The organism is Ruegeria sp. YTSA108, assembly GCF_059610185.1.
This window is the reverse complement of the sequence record NZ_JBXWND010000011.1, coordinates 25,789-45,674: the sequence shown is the minus strand read 5'-3', so window position 1 is coordinate 45,674 and position 19,886 is coordinate 25,789. Positions and strand designations below refer to the sequence as shown.

Here is a 19,886-nt window from a genome sequence, read left to right as displayed (position 1 = left end):
AGCTTTATGAGCGATAGTGACGGCAAAAAGACATTGGGTCTTCGTGGCGGGGCGCGCCCCGGAAATGTGAAACAAAGTTTCAGCCACGGACGTACCAAGAATGTCGTGGTGGAAACCAAACGCAAGCGCGTGGTGGTCCCCAAGCCGGGTGCGGCCAAAACCGGTGGTGGAGCTACGCCATCAGGTGATCCGTCGCGTCGTCCAGCCGGGATTTCCGACGTGGAAATGGCGCGCCGGATGAAGGCGCTGCAGGCTGCCAAGGCGCGTGAGGTCGAAGAGGCCGCCGAGCGTCAGGCCGCTGAAAAAGCGCGCGAGGAAGAGCGTGCCCGTCGCCGTGCGGAACTAGAGGCCAAAGAGCGCGAACAGCGCGAGGCCGAAGAACGCGCGCGCGCCAAGGCCGAAGAGGAAGAACGCAAGCGCAAAGAGGCTGAAGATGCCGCTAAGCGTGTCGTGGCGACCCCGACTCCAGAAGAGCCAAAAGCCGCCCGCAGCCCGGCCAGCAAGCCTGCGCCTGCAGCAACGCCACGCAAGCAGGATCGCGAGCGTGAACAGCGCGGCGCGCGCACCAAGGGCCGTGACGATAACCGCCGTTCAGGCAAGCTGACTCTGGGTCAGGCGACGGGTGGCGAAGGCAACCGTCAGCGTTCGATGGCAGCCATGAAGCGTAAGCAAGAGCGCGCGCGTCAGAAAGCCATGGGCGGCGCGGTCGAGCGGGAAAAGGTTATCCGTGACGTACAGCTGCCCGAGGCGATTGTCGTGTCCGAGCTGGCCAACCGTATGGCCGAGCGTGTCGCGGACGTTGTCAAATCGCTGATGAACATGGGCATGATGGTCACGCAGAACCAGACCATTGACGCTGATACTGCGGAACTGATCATCGAAGAATTTGGCCACAAGGTCACGCGCGTCTCGGCCTCTGACGTCGAGGACGTCATCAAAGAGATCGAAGACAGCGAAGGCGATCTGCAGTCGCGTCCGCCGGTCATTACCATCATGGGTCACGTTGACCACGGTAAGACCTCGTTGCTGGACGCGATCCGCGACGCTCGCGTTGTGGCGGGTGAGGCCGGGGGTATTACCCAGCATATTGGCGCTTATCAGGTGAAAACCGATGGCGGCACAACGCTGTCTTTCCTGGATACACCGGGCCACGCGGCCTTTACCTCGATGCGTTCGCGCGGGGCACAGGTCACGGATATCGTGGTTCTGGTTGTTGCTGCGGATGACGCGGTGATGCCGCAGACGATCGAGGCGATCAACCACGCCAAAGCGGCGGGTGTCCCGATGATCGTTGCGATCAACAAGGTCGACAAGCCGGACGCAAACCCGGACAAGGTGCGCACCGATCTGCTGCAGCACGAAGTCATCGTTGAGAAAATGTCGGGTGAGGTTCAGGACGTCGAAGTGTCCGCCATCACCGGTCAGGGTCTGGACGAGCTTCTGGAAGCCATCGCGTTGCAATCCGAAATTCTTGAGCTGAAAGCCAACCCGAATCGCGCCGCCCAGGGTGCCGTGATCGAGGCGCAGCTGGATGTGGGCCGTGGACCTGTTGCTACCGTTCTGGTTCAAACCGGTACATTGCGTCAGGGCGATATCTTTGTTGTGGGTGAGCAATACGGTAAAGTCCGTGCGCTGATCAACGACAAGGGCGAACGCGTCAAAGAGGCAGGACCCTCGGTTCCGGTTGAGGTTCTGGGTCTGAATGGCACGCCCGAGGCCGGGGACGTTCTGAACGTGACCGAGACTGAAGCGCAGGCGCGTGAAATCGCCGCCTACCGTGAACAGGCCGCCAAGGACAAACGCGCCGCCGCCGGTGCCGCAACCACCCTTGAACAGCTGATGCAGAAGGCCAAGGAAGACGAAAACGTCACCGAACTGCCAATTCTGATGAAAGCGGACGTGCAGGGTTCTGCCGAAGCCATCGTTCAGGCGATGGAGAAGATCGGCAACGACGAAGTACGTGTACGCGTGCTGCACTCGGGCGTTGGTGCAATCACCGAAACCGATGTCGGCCTGGCCGAAGCATCCGGCGCCCCGATCCTGGGCTTCAACGTGCGTGCCAATGCTTCAGCCCGGAACACCGCGAACCAAAAGGGCGTGGAAATCCGCTACTACTCGGTGATCTACGATCTGGTCGACGACGTGAAAGCCGCCGCATCAGGCCTGTTGAGCGCCGAGATCCGCGAAAAGTTCATCGGTTATGCCGAGATCCGCGAAGTCTTCAAGGTTACGGGCGTTGGCAAGGTTGCTGGCTGTCTGGTTACAGAAGGCGTGGCGCGTCGTTCCGCAGGTGTCCGCCTGCTGCGCGACAACGTCGTGATCCACGAAGGCACGCTGAAAACGCTGAAGCGCTTCAAGGACGAAGTGGCCGAGGTTCAGTCGGGTCAGGAATGCGGTATGGCATTCGAGAACTACGACGATATCCGCGCCGGCGACGTCATCGAAATCTTCGAGCGCGAAGAGGTCACCCGGACACTGGATTGATCCGGACAGAACTGAAATTCGGAAAACAGCGGCTCCAACGGGCCGCTGTTTTTCTTTTGGAGAGCTGACGTGAGCCTTTGACTTTTCGCGCGAGTTTTTCTGAGGTTAATCATCAAGTCGCACCGGGTAGCCTTGGTTCAAGAGGCAAAGTAAATCTAGGTTGCTGTCGGCTATGCGGACTTAGCGGCCAATAGGGTTCACCGACGCAGTGCCCGTAGCCAGGCTCAGGCTCGCGACCACGTGCTGTGTATATCTCTCTGCAAGTGAAGTACTTGTACGCCAAAAATAGGAAAGTGGAGGTTCCGATTTGAACTATTGGAAAAGCAAATAGTGTCCGCGACCGCTTATGCATGTTTCGCGAGATTGGTTTAACGTCAAAATCTGAGCTGGATGCTGCACAGATCGTTGACCAAGAGTCGCCCTCCCAGATCACGGTCAGTCATGAGACAAGAGTTGGCAAAGTGCGAGTTGCGATCAGACATAATCAACAGAACAGCTTGAGCTTGCGCGACTGGCACACCGATCCATCGGTTGCGGGTGTTTTGGGCATTCTGCATCGCACACAGGCAAGATGGAGGGCCTGTCAGGCATCCGCGATTATCAAATCGCTCGCCTTTTCCCCGATCATGATTGCCGGTGCGTTGGTGTTGCCACTGACGATCTCGGGCATGATCGAACAATCGGCCACGCGCAGATTTTCTAGTCCGTGAACCCTTAGTTTAGGATCGACAACAGATGCCTCAGAGCTTCCCATCGCACAGGTGCCGGTTGGGTGGTAGATCGAGGTCGAATTCGACCTGGCCCAATCCAGCGTAGCGTCATAGTCGTTGCAATTCAGATCTTCTGTTGGTCGAAACTCTTCCGAAATCTTCGAGGCCAAAGGGTTTTTCTTGGCAATTCGCCGCGCGATATTCACGCCATCGACTATGGTCCTGCAATCTGTTTCTGTGGACAAGTAGTTCGGTATGATCTTGACATGTTTGGACGGATCGGGGCCGTTCAGGCGCAACTCCCCCCTGCTTTCCGGGCGCAGCTGGCAGACCGACATTGTAAAGGCCGAGAACGGGTGTACGCCCTCGCCCGGGCTGTCAGCGGACCAGGGTTGGACATGAAACTGTATATCGGGTGTCTCTACATCCGGGCGCGTTTTCATAAAGCCGGTGGCAAGGCTGGCCGCCATTGTCATAGGCCCGGCACGGAACAGTGCATATTTCAGAGCGATGCGCGCCTGATTGAAGAGGCTGCGGACTTCATCATTCAGTGTTGGTTCATTGCACTTGAACACCAGGCGCGCCTGTAAATGATCCTGCAAGCCCTTACCAACGCCAGACAGGGCGTGAAGCGGTTCGATTCCGTTTTCTTTGAGGTGGTCCGGGTCTCCAATCCCCGACAACATCAGGATCTGGGGCGAATTGATCGCGCCACCAGACAGGATAATCTCGCGTCGAACCTTCAGAGTTTGCTCGACCCCTGACCTGTCACGGTAAACCAGCCCGGTCGCCTTTTTCCCGTCCAAAACCACGCGCGTCACAAATGCGTTGGTGATGATGTTAAGATTCTGACGACTTCGAATGGGTTTGAGATAAGCCACAGCCGCGCTGCAGCGACGACCGTTGCGTGTGGTCAATTGGAAATAACCTACGCCTTCTTGTTCGGCGCCATTGTAGTCGGGATTGAACGCGTAGCCTGCAACCTGTGCTGCGGCAACCCAGGCGTCGCAGATGGGGCGTTGAATGCGCATGTTCGAAACAGACAAAGGCCCGCCAATGCCGTGAAACTCATCTTCACCGCGTTCTTGATCTTCGCAACGTTTAAACAGGGGCAAGACATCGTCCCACCCCCATCCCTCATTGCCCATTTGCCGCCAGCGATCGTAGTCTTCTTTCTGGCCGCGGACATAAAGCAGCCCGTTCAGCGAGGATGAGCCGCCCAGCACCTTGCCTCGTGGCCAGTCTATGGATCGTCCATTAAGCCCCGGATCGGGTTCAGTGCGATAGCACCAGTCAACCGACGGGTTGTGCATTGTTTTGAAATAACCGACCGGAATGTGAATCCACGGGTTGGTGTCGCGACCGCCAGCCTCCAGCAATGCGACGGTCGTATTGGGATCAGCACTCAAACGGTTGGCAATGACACAGCCCGAAGATCCTGCTCCGACTACCGCATAATCGACTTCCATAACTGTCTCCTCCCGACGCGACTGAAAAAAACTCTATGCAAGATGCGAGAAATATACTAGCCTTTTTTGATACAAAACGTCTCATTAATTGCGATCAGGGAGGTAGGCAATGGAGATCGGTAAGAAACTAAGTGGCATTTCCCGGCGAGATTTTTTTCGTGTGGCCGGGCGGTATGGCATGAGTTCGACACTGCTGGCGGCAGGTGGGTTCGGTGGCGCGATGAGCCTGGCGAATCTGGCGCAGGCAGCCGAATCAACCTATGAAAAGCGCTTCTCGAAAGAGCCAAAGCACACGCTTAAATTTGGCGCATCGGGCTTTAACACCCGCAATCTGCTGATCGAACGCGCCGGCGCGATCGAGTTTGCACGCGATCTGGAAGAGCGCACGGACGGTGAAATTCGGATCGAGTTCATTGGCGATAACCAGATCTGCGGCCAGCTGAGCTGTGTTGAAAAAACCCAGCAGGGCATTGTTGATATTTACGCGGCCTCGACCCAGAACTCGGCTGGAGGCGCGCCGTATCTCAACGTGCTGGACTATGCTTACATGTTCCCCAGCCGGGCAGCGCAGTATCACTTCTTCTACAGCCCGGCGAGCCAGCGCATTCTGCGTGATCCGCTTGAGAAACGGCACGGCCTGAAGTTCCTGTTTACCCACTGTGAATTGCGCGGCCTGCAAATGGGTTCGACCTTTGCCGACAAGCCGACCGTCACCAAACTGGAAGAGCTGTTCGGTACAAAGAACCGTGTGACGGGTACGCAGCTGGGACGCATTGCGATGCAGCTGTTGAACCTGAATCCGGTACCGGTTGCATGGGAAGAAACTCTGGATGCGTTGAAGACTGGTCTAATCGACGGGGCTGAAACGTGGGCATCGGCCGTCGCATATGCCAACATGGCTCCAGTGGTGTCGCAGTCAGTCAACCTGAAATTCTTCTGCGGCACTGAACATACCTCAATGTCGGCCAAAGTGTTCGACAGTCTGGGCGGGGAGCTGCAGGATGCTGTGATGGAGTCTTCCTACTTTACGCAGGCTTTGATTCAAGGTGCCAATGAAGCGGCTTTGCTGAACACTGTCGGTTTCTCGGAACCGCAGCTGCCTGATACTATCTTCGCCGAAAATGGAGTACGTCCGGCATTCCTGCCAGATGATCAGATCAAACTGGCCGAAGAGATGTGCGCCCCGAACTACAACCCCGAACCTTGGGCGCAGTGGCGTGAGCGTTTGAACAAATGGGCCGGTGGCATCGATACCTATCAGGAAATCTACGACATCGCGCGTGAGATTCCGGCAGACACCCTGCCGGAAAACGTAGAACCGCGCCGTTGGTGGAAAGGCGAAGCCTGATACAAAAGACGAACCGGCCCCAAGCGGGCCGGTTCTAATACACACCGACTGGGAGGACGGGGTACATGTCGTTTTGGGCAGACACAGGCGCGATCTTCAGTGCCTTTCTCAGCCAGGATTCGTTCGAGATTCAATCAGCGCTGGAATCGGACGCCGCATGGGTGTTGGGCGCGGTTGTTTCAGCCATGGGCGGATTCGTGATCATGCTGATCTATCGGACAGTGCCGTTTATCGAGCGCCATCTGGAGCGGTCGGTGATGGTATATTCTTACCTCGCCATTGCGTTGATCATTTTCTGGGGCGTGATCGACCGATTCGTGTTCAACGATCAAGAACCGTGGTCCACCACTATCCCTCCCTTGTTGTTTATGGTGATGGCGTGGTTCGGGGCCACGTACAATGTTCGCCTGCGGACGCATCTGAGTTTCAATGAGTTCCGCACCGCAATGCCCCGAGGCGGGCAGTTGGCCTGTTTGATCCTTGATGCGGTGTTGTGGTTCATCTTTGCCGTGATCGTCATCGTGACGACCACGCGACTGGTTGCGTTATCGGCGTCAAATTTTCAGATCGTTCTCGGCACGGACAATATCATGCAGTGGTGGTTTTTGCTGGCCGCGCCTCTTTCGTTCTTTTTGATGATCGGGCGTGTGTTTCAGAACCTCGCCGACGATCTGCAAAACTGGAAAACAGGTGAGCCGCTGATCAAGCAGGCCGTGATCGGAGCAGACTGATGACAGACGGAACTTTGGTTACACTGATCTCACTTGGGGTTACCTTTCTGTTCATGCTGGGCGTGCCGGTGTTTTTGGTCATCGGCTATTGGGTGATCGGCTGCTCATTCGTCCTTGGCTTGACGCTGGACAATATGGGGGCCGAACTGTTGAACGTGTTCAACAAAGGCTTTGCCCTGCTCGCGATGCCGCTCTTTATCCTGACCGGAGACCTGATCAACAAGTCTGGTATTGCCCGAAGGCTCAGCGATTTCGCCTATGCCTGTCTGGGCTGGATACGTGGTGGGTTGGCGATGGCATCGCTTGGTGCCTGCGGGTTATTCGCGGCGATTTCGGGATCAAACTCGGCGACGACAGCCACAATTGGTTCGATGCTGCACCCCGAGATGGTCAAAGGTGGCTATGACGAACGGTTCAGCGCGGCGACCGCTGCGGCAGGGGGTACTGTAGGGATCATTATCCCGCCTTCCATTATCTTCATCGTCTATGGCTTCTTGATGAACCTTCCTATTTCCGAGTTGTTCGTGGCGGGCATTCTTCCGGGCGCGCTCATGGTCTTTGGTATGCAATTCGCGTGCTGGATCATTTGCCGCATGAACGGGTGGGGCCATCTGATCCCTTTGCAGCTCAACCGGATACTGAAAACGGCATTTGGCGCCTGGCTTGGATTTTTTGCCATTGGGCTGGTGCTGTGGGGCATCTACACAGGCAAGTTTTCCCCGACAGAAGCCGCGGGCGTGACGGTTGGCTTCTGTGTGATCGCTGGTTTGGTCAGCTATCCGATCAACCGGATTATGGGGGCCAGAAACGACATATCGCCAACCGAGAAGAGTTACGCCGAAATGTTCGTGGTCGAAGGCTTTACGATCCCCGAGATCCCCTCGATCGTCATCCGCTCGGCCCAGATCACCGGCATCCTCGCGCCTCTGATCGCGATATCAGTGGTGATGCAACAGATCTTGTCATTGCTCGGCGCGCAGCAGACAATCGGGGATTTCGTGACTTCAATGGGTGGATACTATGCGGTTCTGTTCACGTCGATGGTGATTGTTTTCTTCTCGGGTATGGTTCTGGAAAGCCTACCTGTAACCATAATTCTCGCCCCAATTCTTGCGCCAATCGCGGCCTCGGTTGGGATTGATCCAATCCATTTCTCGGTGATCTTCCTTGTGGGGGCGTCCATTGGATTCATCACACCACCTTATGGGCTGAACCTCTATGTGGCTTCAGGAGTAACAGGAGTACCTTATTTCCGGTTGCTTCGGTATACGGTACCCTATCTGGTGGCGCTTCTTTCTGTTTGGATTTTAGTGTCGCTTGTGCCCGATCTGGCCTTGATACTGCTGCCAAATAGCTAGACTGTTGCAGGATGGCCGAGACGGAAACACAAGAAAAAGAAACTCAAATACCAACCAACCTCCGCCTCTTGCTGATCCTCGAGGAGGTGGCGCGGCGTGGCGTTTCCGTAAAACCATCGGATCTGATTGAGGCATTAGGTCTGGCCAAGCCAACAATTCACCGTCTGCTGCAAACCGCAGAAGCCGAAGGGTTTCTGCAGCGGGATCTCGATGGCAGATCATATGGCCCGGGACACCGGCTGCGACTGCTATCGGTCAACACCATGTCGTCCGAGCATTTGCGCACTGCGCGACTGGCGATCTTGCGCAGTGTGGCTGAAACTGTTGGCGAGACATGTAATCTCGCCATTCCAGACCGCGAGGGCATGATCTATCTCGACCGGGTGGAAACGAAGTGGCCCCTGCGAATTCAACTGCCGGTCGGGACACAGGTGCCCTTCCATTGCACGGCCAGCGGCAAGATGTACCTGTCCACACTACGGCAAAGAAAGCTGGATGGGTTTCTTTCGGCAGGACATCTACAACCACAAACCGAACGCTCGCTGACCGATCCCAAGGCATTGCGATCTGAGATCCGACGTATCTCTGAGAATAGTTATTCCACCGATGACGAGGAATTCATGACCGGAATGACTGCCCTAGCAGTACCCGTTCAGGATGGACAAGGCCGATTGGTAGGCACGCTTTCGGTTCACGCGCCGACACAACGTCATGACGTCAACAGTCTGATGTCGTTTCTGGGCATACTTCAGAAGGGAGCGAAGCAGCTTTCGGCTCTTTTGAGCCAGTGACTAATGCTTCAGATGACAGTCAAAGCGTGATTTTTTTCACCATCTGCGAATTCGATCATCGACCGGTTTGGAGAATTCTGCACCAGAACGGATGAGAGCGCGATAAAAGTTCCGTGTACTCCGTTCGTTCAACTTTGCAGAGTCGACATTAGCGCACCGCTGCCATTCCTAGCTAGCGCAGCATCTGTCACTCTGGGCTCAAACCGGACACTTGCGGTACCGCCACAAATGCAGGGATATGGCGACTGGCTCAGTGCATGACGCAAAGGTCAGAATATTCTTTCGCCCAACGCCTATGACTACCGAGGAGCCGGCAGGAACCTGCTTGCGTGCATGATGATGTCGAAATGCTGCATCCCTTTCTGCAGATCAAAACTGACAGAATGCCCGCCTTTACGCAGCAATTCCGCATAGTCCCGGCTTTGACGAATGAATTCGGGTGTGTCGCGCTCGGCGACGGTTACATGGTAACGCGGACCGGGGGCGGGCAGGTGCAGGATGGGTGAGAGATCGTGTATCTCGACCGGGGTAAGTTGCAGCGGGTCATTCACCGGCGTCAGGCTGATCGGTTCAAGATCATAGACGCCGCTAATCAGAATCACCTCTCGTACCCGCAAGCCGGCGCGGGCTAGCGCATCGGCTGAAGTCGCCATCACCATGGCCGCCAGATGTGCCCCGGCGCTGTGCCCCGACAAGGTGATCTGCGCCGGATCGAACCCAAGGGCCGTCGCCTGTGATCCCAGCCAAAGCAGGGCATCGCGGCACTCTTTGATCATCTGATCCAGTCGGGCCTCAGGTGCGAGCGTATAGTTCAGCGTTGCAAAGGCTTGCCCGTTTTCCACCAGTGTAGGGGCCATCATCGCCGACTCACGCTGACTGAGCGCCTGCCAGTAACCTCCGTGGATAAAGACATGCAGCGGAGCGTTGGCCGTCGACGCAGGAAAGAAGTCGAGCACCTGTTCAGATGTTTCGCCGAAGGGCAGGTTTTCCCGGCATTCCATCCGGGCGCGGTTCTGCGCACTCAGCGCGGCGTAGCTTTCAAGATAGGGTGTCAGATCGCCGCCAACCATCGAACTGGGAGAATACTCCTGCTCCAGCTCAGTCTGAGTGAAACCACGATACAGCATCGCCTACTCCTGCCCGCTATACATCAATTCGGTGCGCACATCGTAGAGATCGTGAAAGAACCGCAAGTCCAGCGCTTTGCGCAGGAACGACACACCGCTAGACCCGCCTGTACCTGGCTGGTTGCCAATAACTCGCTCGACCGCGGTGACATGGTCAAACCGCCAGCGCTGGAACAGGGATTCCACGTCCATCAGCTTTTCGGCCAGCGCATAGAGGTCCCAATACTGATCGGTATTGTGAAACACCTGAGCCCAGATTTTCACCACGCGCGGGTCGCCGGAATAGGGCTGTGCAAAGTCACGGTTCAGCAGGTCATCAGGCACGTCAAACCCTTGCCGGGCCAGCATGTGCAGCACTTCGTCGTAAAGCGAAGGCTTGGTCAGTGCGGCATCCAATAATTCCATGACTTCGGGATCATGCTGGTGAACCTTCAGGGTCGAGGCATCCTTGTTGCCCAGAATGAATTCAATCTGACGATAGCCATAGCTTTGAAATCCCGAGGAGCTGCCAAGTGCTTGCCGAAAGGTCATGTAATCGGCGGGGGTCATGGTCAGAAGCGTTTCCCACGCGGAAATCAACTGCCGCTGGATTGCTTTGACCCGGTCGAGATTCTTCATTGCCGGGCCAAATTCGTCCTCTTGCAGAAAGCGGCGCACTTCGACCAGCTGGTGATGCATCAGCTTCAGCCACAGCTCGCTGACCTGATGGATGATGATGAACAGCATCTCATCTGGTTGCGCGGGATCCTGAAACGTCTTTTGCAGATTCAGTAGGGTTTTGAGCTGCAGGAAGTCGCCATAGCTCTTGCGGTGGGTTTCGGCGAAATCCGTGACCAGAGTGTCCTCGATCCCGCGTTCAAGATACCGGTTGTCCTTGTCGCTCATCTGCGCCTCCAAACACCTGAGTTCCCTCCTGTTTAGGGGGTGAAGCCGTTTAACGCCAGAGGGTTAGGTCCAATCCAGAACAACCTTGCCGGATCGACCTGATTTCATCTCGCCAAAGCCCTTGGCAAATTCATCAACCTTGAAACGGTGCGTGATCACTCGGCTGACATCCAAACCGTTCTGTAACATGGCAATCATCTTATACCAGGTCTCGAACATCTCGCGCCCATAGACACCTTTGATGGTGATGGCCTTGAATACGATGCGGGACCAGTCCACGGGGGATTTTCCAGGTGGGATGCCCAGCAGAGCGATCTTGCCGCCCATCACCAGTGCCTCGACCATCTGGTCCAGTGCAATTTGTGAACCTGACATCTCTAGCCCGACGTCAAAACCCTGCTGCATGCCCAGTTCGGCGATCACGTCCTGCAAATCTTCCTTGGTCACATCGACAGGGCGCAATGTTGGCACAACATGCGCAGCCAGCGTCAAGCGGTCCGGATTGATATCGGTGATCACCACATGCCGCGCGCCTGCATGGCGGGCCACGGCGGCGGCCATGATGCCGATGGGGCCTGCACCGGTGATCAGCACATCCTCACCCAGCAGATCAAAGCTGAGTGCAGTGTGCACAGCATTCCCCAACGGGTCGAGAATGGCTCCGATTTCGTCGGGAATGTCATCGGGCAGGGGCACCACGTTGAAGGCAGGCAGTTTCAGGTATTGCGCAAAGGCACCCTGTTCGTTGACGCCGATTCCGCGCGTGCCGGGATCCAGATGGAACTTGCCAGCGCGGCTTTGGCGGCTGTCGGTTGTGATCAGGTGCCCCTCGCCGGAGCAGCGCTGGCCGATCTCAAGCCCGGTCACGTTGCGCCCGATCTCAACGATTTCACCGGCAAATTCATGGCCGGTGATCATCGGGGTGGGCACCGTGGCGGCGGCCCAGTCGTCCCAGTTCCAGATGTGGATATCGGTGCCGCAGATGCCGGTCTTGTTGATGCGGATCAGCACTTCATCAGGGTCGATTTCGGGGACCGGGGCCTGCACCATCCACAAGCCCTCCTCGGGCTTGGATTTTTCCAGCGCTTTCATCGTATTGGGTCGCATCAGATGATCCCCAGCTCTTTGCCGACCTTGCTAAAGGCGGCCAGCGCACGGTCCAGCTCATCCTTTGTCAGCGCCGCATTCATCTGCGTTCTGATCCGTGCCTTACCGCGCGGGACGACGGGGAAGAAAAAGCCCGAAACATAAACGCCTTCGTCAAACAGCTTTGCGGCCACGTCCTGCGCCAGTTGTGCTTCGCCCAGCATAACCGGGATGATCGGGTGTTCGCCGGGTAGAAGGTCAAAACCCAACTTTTCCAACCCCGCGCGCCAATATTTGGCGTTGCTGAACAGTTGCGCGCGCAGCATGTCGCCCTCTTCGACCAGACGGATGGCTTCGATCCCGGCAGCAACGATTGAAGGCGGCAGCGAATTTGAGAACAGATAGGGCCGCGCCCGCTGCCGCAGCAGGTCGATCACCGGCTGCGGCCCGGCGATATAACCGCCGATTGCCCCCCCAAGTGCCTTGCCCAAGGTTCCCGTCAGAATATCCACAGCGACACCGAAATGATCCGGTGTACCGGCCCCGTTCGGACCCATGAATCCGGTGGCATGGCAGTCATCGACCATGACAATGGCGTCATATTTGTCCGCCAGTTCGCGGATTTTCGGCAAGTTAGCCAGATAGCCATCCATCGAAAACACACCGTCTGTCGCGATCATGATGTGACGCGCGCCGTCCTCGCGTGCCTGCTTCAGCCAGGCCTCCAGATCGTTCATGTCGTTGTTCAGATAACGATAACGTTTGGCCTTGCACAACCGTACCCCGTCGATGATTGAGGCATGGTTCAGACCGTCCGAGATTATGGCATCTTCAGGCCCTAACAAAGGCTCAAACAGCCCTCCATTGGCATCAAAACAGGCTGCAAACAGGATCGCATCGTCCTTATTCAGGAATTGTGCCAGCTTCTGTTCCAGCTCACGGTGAATGTCCTGTGTGCCACAAATAAACCGGACCGAGGCCATGCCGAACCCTTTGGGTTCCATCGCGTCTTTGGCGGCGGCGATCAGTGCCGGATGATCGGCCAGACCCAGATAATTGTTGGCGCACAGATTGATGACCTGCCTGTCGCCCACAGTAATCTCGCCGCCCTGGGGCGAGGTGATCATTCGTTCACGCTTGTACAGACCCTCCGCTTCGATCTGCACGAGGGTGTCGGTGACATGGGACAGGAATGCATCTGACATGGCGATCTCCGTTCAACTGAGTCGCATGTCTAACATAACGGATGAAATTCCCAAATAGGGGAATTACAGTATGAAGGAAAAATTTCCGTAAAGGCGGAAATGCGCCGGTGTCAGGCGTTTTTGACGATCAGGAACACCCTTGCTGGCTTCTTGGCAGTAATTGAGTGCAGAACGTCGGCCGCGTATCGCGCGGTGTCGCCCTGGTTCAGTTCGCTGACGGCACTGCCCGAGGTGACGCGCACCGCACCTTCAAGTACCGTCAACTGTTCATGCGCGCCTCGGGCGTGTGGTTGGCTGTTCAGCGCGCCATCACTGTCAAAGCGGATATCGTAGACCTCGTGGCCACCGGCCTCTTCGGGCGGGGAGAGGATACGGATGCGGCAATTCTGGCCCATATTGTCGATGCTGGGCACTTCGTCGCTGCGCAGGGTTTCAATCTGATCGGCGTTATTGGCCTCTTCCAGCAGGCCAGCGAAATCCACCTGCAGGGCGCGGGTCAGGTTCCACAGGGTCGAGATCGTCGGGCTGCTTTCACCGCGTTCGATCTGGCTGACCATGGATCGGGACACGCCGCTGAGATTGGCCACAGCTTCCAGCGACAGGCCTTTGGCGCGGCGGGCCTCTTTCAGGCGGGCGGGCAGGCGCGTCAGGATATCGTCTGAATTTTCCGTCATGACGGAATCTCATGCGCGTTTGGTGGCCTCATGTCAATTCTGCTTGTGACGGTACGTCCTATAGGACAGTTCCAATGGCTGTATGCATAGTGCCCGCAAATCCACGAGGAGAAGAGACATGAAAGATATCGTCATTCTTGATGGTGCGCGCACCGCGATTGGCACATTTGGTGGCGCCTTGGCTTCAACTGCGCCGATTGATCTGGCGACCGTTGTGACTGAAGCGGCGATGGAGCGATCTGGAGTTGCGCCCGAGCAAATCGGCAATGTGGTGTTCGGTCATGTCATTAATACCGAACCACGCGACATGTACCTGTCACGCGCCGCGGCCAAGCAGGCCGGTATCCCCGTTGAAACGCCCGCGATGAACGTAAACCGTCTGTGCGGGTCCGGTGCGCAGGCGATTGTGTCGGCGGTACAGTCCCTGATGCTGGGCGACGCCGAATTCGCTGTAGCTGGTGGCGCCGAAAGCATGTCGCGGAGTCCGTATATCGTGCCACAGGCGCGCTGGGGCGCGAAGATGGGCGATGTCACCTCAATGGATATGATGCTGGGCGCGTTGAACTGCCCGTTTGGCACTGGCCATATGGGTATTACGGCCGAAAACGTTGCTGATGAGCACCAGATCACCCGTGAGCAGATGGATGAATTCGCGATGGCCAGCCAAACCCGTGCGGCGGCTGCGCTGGAGGCGGGGTATTTCCAAAGCCAGATCACGCCGGTTCAGGTCAAGGTCAAGCGCGACATGGTCGATTTCATGGTCGACGAGCATCCCAAACAGACATCCGCCGAGGCGCTGGCCGGGCTGCGTCCTGCCTTCCGCAAGGATGGCCGGGTGACGGCAGGCAACGCGTCGGGCATCAACGATGGTGCGGCGGCGATGGTACTGGCCACGGCGGAGGCGGCCGAGAAGGCCGGCTTGAAACCCAAGGCACGCATTCTGGGCTATGGCCACGCAGGCGTACGCCCCGAGGTGATGGGCATTGGTCCGGTTCCTGCGGTGCAAAACCTGATGGCGCGGACGGGCCTGACGCTGGGTGATTTCGATGTGATCGAAAGCAACGAAGCCTTTGCCGCGCAAGCGTTGGCCGTGAACAAAGAGCTGGGCTTGGATGCCGCCAAGGTAAACCCGAATGGCGGGGCGATTGCGCTGGGCCATCCGGTGGGTGCAACCGGTGCGATTATAACGCTGAAAGCCCTGTATGAGCTGGAGCGCACGGGCGGGTCCAAGGGTTTGGTCACCATGTGCATCGGTGGCGGTCAGGGCATTGCCATTGCCTTTGAGCTGCTCTGAAACCGAACCAAGCAGGGGGGCTGTCTGGCCCCCATCGCGCCTGTGGCGCAATTCCCCCGAAGGTATTTTTGGTCGGATGAAGCGGGCGGGATTGGGTTTAGCTGAAGCTTGTCAGCAATAGGACGACGGCCGCGCCGGTAGCGGCACCAATGGTGGCGGGCAAGGCAACGGACCATAGGCGCGACCGGGTCGGCTCATCCTTTTGGGTTTGGGAAATCAATGCGTTTTCTACCAGTGCTGGAAGCCGCGGACCAAACCGGGCCAGAACCATTGCTGTTTTGCCAAGATCGCGAAGTGCGGCGCGGGGGCCGATGGATTGTTTGATATAGTCTTCGACCACGGGCCGGGCGACTTCCCAGATGTTCATTTGCGGGTCGAGTGAGCGCGCGACGCCTTCGACCACAACCATTGTACGCTGAAGCAGGATCAGCTCGGTACGGGTTTCCATGCCGAAGCGTTCAGTGACTTCGAACAGATAGCTGAGCAACCGTCCCATTGAGATATGGGTGGCGTTCATACCAAAGATCGGCTCTCCAACCGCGCGCAGGGCACGGGCAAATTCGTCGACATCCTGGTTGGCGGGGACATATCCGGCCTCGAAATGAACCTCGGCCACGCGTTTGTAGTCGCGGCGGATAAAGCCAAAGAGAATCTCGGCATAGACCCGGCGCGTGTATTCGTCGATATGGCCCATGATGCCATAGTCATAGGCAATGATATCGCTATTTGCCGCGACCTTCAGGTTACCCTGGTGCATGTCAGCGTGGAAATAGCCGTCGCGCAGAGCATGCAGCAGGAACAGGCGCAGCACGCGTTCGGCCAGATCGCGGCGGTCATGACCGGCTGCATCCAGTGCGCCATTGTCGCCCAGCGGGATGCCATCTGCCCAGCTGAGAGTCATTACCCGACGCGCCGACAGGGACCAGACCACGGGGGGCAACCAGAATCCGGCATCGTCCTTGGTGTTAGCGGCATATTCCGAGGCGGCTGAGCTTTCCAGACGCAGGTCCAGCTCACCCCGGACAACGCCGTCGAAATGTTCGATCACTTCCATCGGGCGCAGGCGGCGCGCGCTGGGGGCGAAGAGTTGCACGATGCGGGCGGCGAAATAGAATGCGTCGACATCTTTGCGGAAGGCGCGTTCGATGCCGGGGCGCAGAACTTTGACGGCCACATCCTCGCCAGTGCTGCGCAGCTTGGCCTTGTGGACCTGAGCGATTGAGGCGGCCGCAATCGGCTCGCTGAACTCATCGAATATCTCGACGACGGGTTGACCAAGCTCTTTCTCGACCTCGGCCATGGCCTCGGCCTTGGAGAACGGGGGCAGTTTGTCCTGCAGCACGCGTAGCTGTTCTGCCAGTTCGTCTCCAACCACGTCGGGCCGCGTGGACAGAACCTGACCGAATTTTATATAGGCAGGTCCCAGGGCGGTGAGGGCACGGGTGGCTGGGGGCATCGACGGATCGCCTTTGTAACCCAGCCATTGAAAGGGTTTGCCCAGGGTGTGGGCCAGAACGCGCAAGGCACGTGGTGCTTCGAACGCGTCCAGGACGACATTCATGGCACCTGTCCGTTCCAGCGTCGCGCCGGTCCGGATCAAGCGGATGATATTGTGAGGGCCGCGCATCAGATTTTCCAGCCGGAATGCAGCGCGGCAATGCCCATGGTCAGGTTACGGTATTTCGCGTTGTCGAACCCGGCGGTGCGGACCATGTTCAGGAAAGTATCCTGATCCGGGAAATTACGGATCGATTCGACCAGATACTGATAGCTGTCATAATCATTGGCGATCAGCTTCCCCATGCGCGGGATGACATTGAAACTGTAGAGGTCATAGAGTTTCTGCAGCCCGTCATTGGGCAACTGACTGAACTCCAAAACCATCAAGCGGCCACCGGGTTTCAAAACGCGGTAGGCCTCGTTCAATGCCTCTTGCGGACGGGTCACGTTTCGGATGCCGAAGGAGATCGTGTAGACGTCAAAGGTGTTATCCTCGAACGGCAGGGCCATCGCATCGCCCACCACCCAATTCAGACTGTCCGACATCTGATCCGCCTCGGCCCGCTGTCGGCCTTCGATCAGCATCGGCTCGGTCAGGTCCAAAACGGTGGCATGGCCACGGCCTGCGCGTTTCAGGAACCGGAACGAGATATCGCCGGTACCGCCCGCCACATCCAGCAGGCGCTGACCTGGGCGCGGGGCCAACCAGTCCATCATTGCGTCTTTCCAGATCCGGTGAATGCCCATCGACATGACATCGTTCATCACATCGTATTTTGAGGCGACCGAGTTGAACACGCCCTGCACGCGCCCGGCCTTGTCGGCCTCGCGCACGGTTTCGAACCCGAAATGAGTGGTCTTGTCGCTGTTGTCGGACATTTGCCTTGCCGTTTGTCGAATTTCGCCTCTGTTATAGGGCGATAAGAACCGGGCACAATGCGGCCCTTTGGAATAGGAGCCAGGAAATGCCCGAATTGCCCGAGGTCGAGACAGTAAGACGCGGCCTGTCCCCGGCGATGGAAGGTATCGTGATCGAACAGGCGGATGTAAATCGCCCCGATTTGCGCTGGCCGTTTCCTGACCGGATGGCCGAACGGCTGACCGGCCAGCGGGTCGATCGGTTGCGGCGGCGGTCCAAGTACATTCTAGCTGATCTTAGCAGTGGCGAAACGTTACTGATTCATCTGGGCATGTCCGGGCGGATAACGGTCTCGGGTGATCCGCTGGGCCAATTTGCGCATACCCATCCCATGCCCGAGAAACATGACCATGTAGTGTTCCACATGGCCAATGGTGCTCGGATCACCTTCAATGACCCACGTCGGTTTGGTGCGATGGACCTGCTACCTACGGCAACCGCCGAGCATCATAAGCTGTTATCGGTCCTGGGACCGGAGCCTTTGGGCAATGATTTTCATGAACAGCATCTGATCGAAGCGTTCAAAGGCAAGAACACACCGGTCAAATCAGCGCTGTTGGATCAGGGAATCGTTGCAGGACTGGGCAATATCTACGTCTGCGAAGCGCTGTATCGGGGTCGAGTGTCGCCACGTCGCAAAGCGGGACAGATTTCTTCTACCCGCATTGCCGCGTTGGTTCCGATCATCCGTCAAGTGCTGCAGGAGGCGATCGAGGCAGGTGGATCGTCGCTGCGGGATTTCCGGCAAGCCGATGGAGAACTTGGATATTTTCAGCACAGCTTTGATGTCTACGGGCGCGAGGGTGCGCCCTGCCGGACAGGGGGTTGCGGGGCAGAAATCAAGAGAATCACCCAGTCCGGTCGCTCATCCTTCTATTGTGTGCAATGCCAAAGATAGCTTGATCCAAGTTTTTCGCGTGGTAAGGAATCGTACCTGAACGGAACAACCGGAAGCTCTAACTCATGGCTTTTGAGACGATCATCGTCGAAATCGAAGACCACGTCGCCCTCATCAAACTCAACCGCCCCGATGCGATGAATGCGCTGAACACTCAGTTGCTGGGTGAATTGTGCACCGCGTTGGAAGAGGCGGATGGAAACGACAAGGTACGCTGCGTCGTCATCACAGGCTCGGACAAGGCCTTTGCCGCAGGTGCGGACATCAAGGAAATGTCCGAGATGAGCTTTGTTGACGTCTTCACTGTCAACCTGTTTGCCGAGGCCAACGATCGTATCTCGGCCATCCGCAAACCTATCATTGCAGCAGTTGCGGGTTATGCGCTGGGCGGTGGCTGTGAATTGGCGATGCTGTGCGATTTCATCATTGCCGCCGATACTGCCAAATTTGGCCAGCCTGAAATCAATCTGGGCGTTATTGCTGGGCTGGGCGGCAGCCAACGTCTGACCCGGTTCGTCGGCAAGTCAAAATCGATGGACATGAATCTGACCGGTCGCTTCATGGACGCGGAAGAGGCTGAACGTTCTGGTCTTGTCAGCCGGATTGTACCGGCCAAGAAGTTGATCGAAGAAGCCATTGGCGTGGCCCAGAAAATTGCCGAGAAATCGCAACTGTCGACCATGGCGGCAAAAGAGGCGGTCAACCGCAGCTATGAAGTGCCGTTGAGCGAAGGTATGTTGTTCGAGCGCCGGGTGTTCCATTCGATGTTCGCCACCGAGGACCAGAAAGAAGGCATGGCAGCCTTTCTGGAAAAACGCTCGGCTCAGTTCCGGGACAAGTAAACCGGCCACGAAATATGTATCGAACAGGCGGGCTGAGCCCGCCTTTTTCTTGCCCGCGGTTCAGCAGTACAGAATCGGCTTGGCAAAGCCTCAAAACTTGTCTATGCACCGCCGCTATACATGCGCGTGCGGCCCGCTTGGCCCGACTCACACTCGTGATTCTGATCCGGTGCGGATATCCGCGGCGCGCATTCTACATAACCGTACCGAACAAAGGTCAGAGACACATGGCAAATTCGCCCCAGGCAAAAAAACGCGCTCGTCAGAACGAAAAGCGTTTCGCCGTTAACAAAGCGCGTCGTTCGCGTATCCGCACCTATCTGCGCAAAGTAGAAGAAGCAATCGCATCCGGTGACAAGGACGCAGCAACTGCCGCTCTGCGCGCAGCTCAGCCCGAACTGATGCGCGGCGTCACCAAAGGCGTCTTCCACAAGAACACAGCCTCCCGCAAAATGTCCCGTCTGTCGGCCCGCGTCAAAGCGCTGGGCTGAGTCTTTATGTGACCTAGGGTCACGTAAGCATGGCTGAACTATTCCGAAGGGCGTCGCATATCGCGGCGCCCTTT

At 57.2% G+C, this 19,886-nt stretch carries 17 protein-coding genes; 9 read left to right on the top strand and 8 right to left on the bottom strand.

The features are described from left to right. Positions 1–6 precede the first annotated feature (6 nt). Complete coding sequence (gene infB, locus AC2FHW_RS15105) at positions 7–2,484, top strand: translation initiation factor IF-2 (protein ID WP_281973586.1); 2,478 nt, start codon at positions 7–9, stop codon at positions 2,482–2,484. Between the two features lie 583 nt (positions 2,485–3,067). Here the strand turns inward: infB and AC2FHW_RS15100 are convergent. Then, positions 3,068–4,663, bottom strand: coding sequence for a GMC family oxidoreductase (locus tag AC2FHW_RS15100; RefSeq protein WP_271950774.1), 1,596 nt, complete (start codon positions 4,661–4,663; stop codon positions 3,068–3,070). 109 nt (positions 4,664–4,772) lie between these two features. Here AC2FHW_RS15100 and AC2FHW_RS15095 point away from each other — a divergent pair, with 109 nt between their 5' ends. From AC2FHW_RS15095 to AC2FHW_RS15080, 4 genes are all read left to right on the top strand, one after another. Then, entirely contained in the window at positions 4,773–6,011 is a 1,239-nt protein-coding gene (locus AC2FHW_RS15095) for a TRAP transporter substrate-binding protein (protein WP_142638251.1), read from the top strand. A 65-nt stretch (positions 6,012–6,076) separates the two neighbouring features. Continuing rightward, the gene (locus AC2FHW_RS15090; RefSeq protein WP_142638249.1) at positions 6,077–6,742 is read left to right on the top strand and encodes a TRAP transporter small permease; all 666 of its coding nucleotides are present in this window, start codon (positions 6,077–6,079) and stop codon (positions 6,740–6,742) included. Continuing rightward, a complete protein-coding gene (locus AC2FHW_RS15085; RefSeq protein ID WP_142638247.1) occupies positions 6,742–8,100 on the top strand; it encodes a TRAP transporter large permease in 1,359 nt (452 codons plus the stop codon). The genes AC2FHW_RS15090 and AC2FHW_RS15085 overlap by 1 nt, the downstream gene beginning before the upstream one ends. Positions 8,101–8,111: 11 nt before the next feature. Continuing rightward, positions 8,112–8,891, top strand: a complete 780-nt coding sequence (locus tag AC2FHW_RS15080; protein ID WP_142638245.1) for an IclR family transcriptional regulator — start codon at positions 8,112–8,114, stop codon at positions 8,889–8,891. Between the two features lie 299 nt (positions 8,892–9,190). Here AC2FHW_RS15080 and AC2FHW_RS15075 read toward each other — a convergent pair whose 3' ends face one another. From AC2FHW_RS15075 to AC2FHW_RS15055, 5 genes are all read right to left on the bottom strand, one after another. Further along, on the bottom strand, positions 9,191–10,018 hold the full coding sequence (locus AC2FHW_RS15075) for an alpha/beta hydrolase (protein ID WP_496822159.1): 828 nt from the start codon (positions 10,016–10,018) through the stop codon (positions 9,191–9,193). Between the two features lie 3 nt (positions 10,019–10,021). After that, entirely contained in the window at positions 10,022–10,903 is an 882-nt protein-coding gene (locus tag AC2FHW_RS15070) for a tryptophan 2,3-dioxygenase (RefSeq protein WP_142638241.1), read from the bottom strand. A 63-nt stretch (positions 10,904–10,966) separates the two neighbouring features. After that, positions 10,967–11,995, bottom strand: coding sequence for an L-threonine 3-dehydrogenase (gene tdh, locus AC2FHW_RS15065; protein ID WP_496678619.1), 1,029 nt, complete (start codon positions 11,993–11,995; stop codon positions 10,967–10,969). 14 nt (positions 11,996–12,009) lie between these two features. Beyond that, positions 12,010–13,194 (bottom strand): glycine C-acetyltransferase, encoded by a 1,185-nt coding sequence (locus tag AC2FHW_RS15060; protein ID WP_281973591.1) that lies wholly within the window; start codon positions 13,192–13,194, stop codon positions 12,010–12,012. Positions 13,195–13,304: 110 nt separating this feature from the next. Continuing rightward, a complete protein-coding gene (locus AC2FHW_RS15055; RefSeq protein WP_271950762.1) occupies positions 13,305–13,868 on the bottom strand; it encodes a helix-turn-helix domain-containing protein in 564 nt (187 codons plus the stop codon). A gap of 118 nt (positions 13,869–13,986) precedes the next feature. On the opposite strand from AC2FHW_RS15055, the gene AC2FHW_RS15050 reads away from it, so the two are divergent. Beyond that, the gene (locus AC2FHW_RS15050) at positions 13,987–15,162 is read left to right on the top strand and encodes an acetyl-CoA C-acyltransferase family protein (RefSeq protein ID WP_281973592.1); all 1,176 of its coding nucleotides are present in this window, start codon (positions 13,987–13,989) and stop codon (positions 15,160–15,162) included. Between the two features lie 97 nt (positions 15,163–15,259). On the opposite strand, the gene ubiB is transcribed toward AC2FHW_RS15050, so the two are convergent. After that, the gene (gene ubiB, locus AC2FHW_RS15045) at positions 15,260–16,789 is read right to left on the bottom strand and encodes a 2-polyprenylphenol 6-hydroxylase (RefSeq protein ID WP_496822157.1); all 1,530 of its coding nucleotides are present in this window, start codon (positions 16,787–16,789) and stop codon (positions 15,260–15,262) included. Continuing rightward, a complete protein-coding gene (gene ubiE, locus AC2FHW_RS15040) occupies positions 16,789–17,541 on the bottom strand; it encodes a bifunctional demethylmenaquinone methyltransferase/2-methoxy-6-polyprenyl-1,4-benzoquinol methylase UbiE (RefSeq protein ID WP_142638232.1) in 753 nt (250 codons plus the stop codon). Before ubiE ends, ubiB begins: the two co-directional genes overlap by 1 nt. An 86-nt stretch (positions 17,542–17,627) precedes the next feature. Here ubiE and mutM point away from each other — a divergent pair, with 86 nt between their 5' ends. The 3 genes from mutM (at position 17,628) to rpsT (ending at position 19,812) form a co-directional block, all read left to right on the top strand. Continuing rightward, positions 17,628–18,479 carry a bifunctional DNA-formamidopyrimidine glycosylase/DNA-(apurinic or apyrimidinic site) lyase gene (gene mutM / locus AC2FHW_RS15035; protein WP_142638230.1) on the top strand — a complete coding sequence of 284 codons (852 nt, stop codon included), beginning with the start codon at positions 17,628–17,630 and terminating at the stop codon, positions 18,477–18,479. 65 nt (positions 18,480–18,544) lie between these two features. Then, positions 18,545–19,321 (top strand): acryloyl-CoA hydratase, encoded by a 777-nt coding sequence (acuK, locus tag AC2FHW_RS15030; protein ID WP_142638228.1) that lies wholly within the window; start codon positions 18,545–18,547, stop codon positions 19,319–19,321. Between the two features lie 227 nt (positions 19,322–19,548). Next, positions 19,549–19,812 (top strand): 30S ribosomal protein S20, encoded by a 264-nt coding sequence (gene rpsT, locus AC2FHW_RS15025; protein ID WP_142638226.1) that lies wholly within the window; start codon positions 19,549–19,551, stop codon positions 19,810–19,812. Positions 19,813–19,886 lie beyond the last annotated feature (74 nt).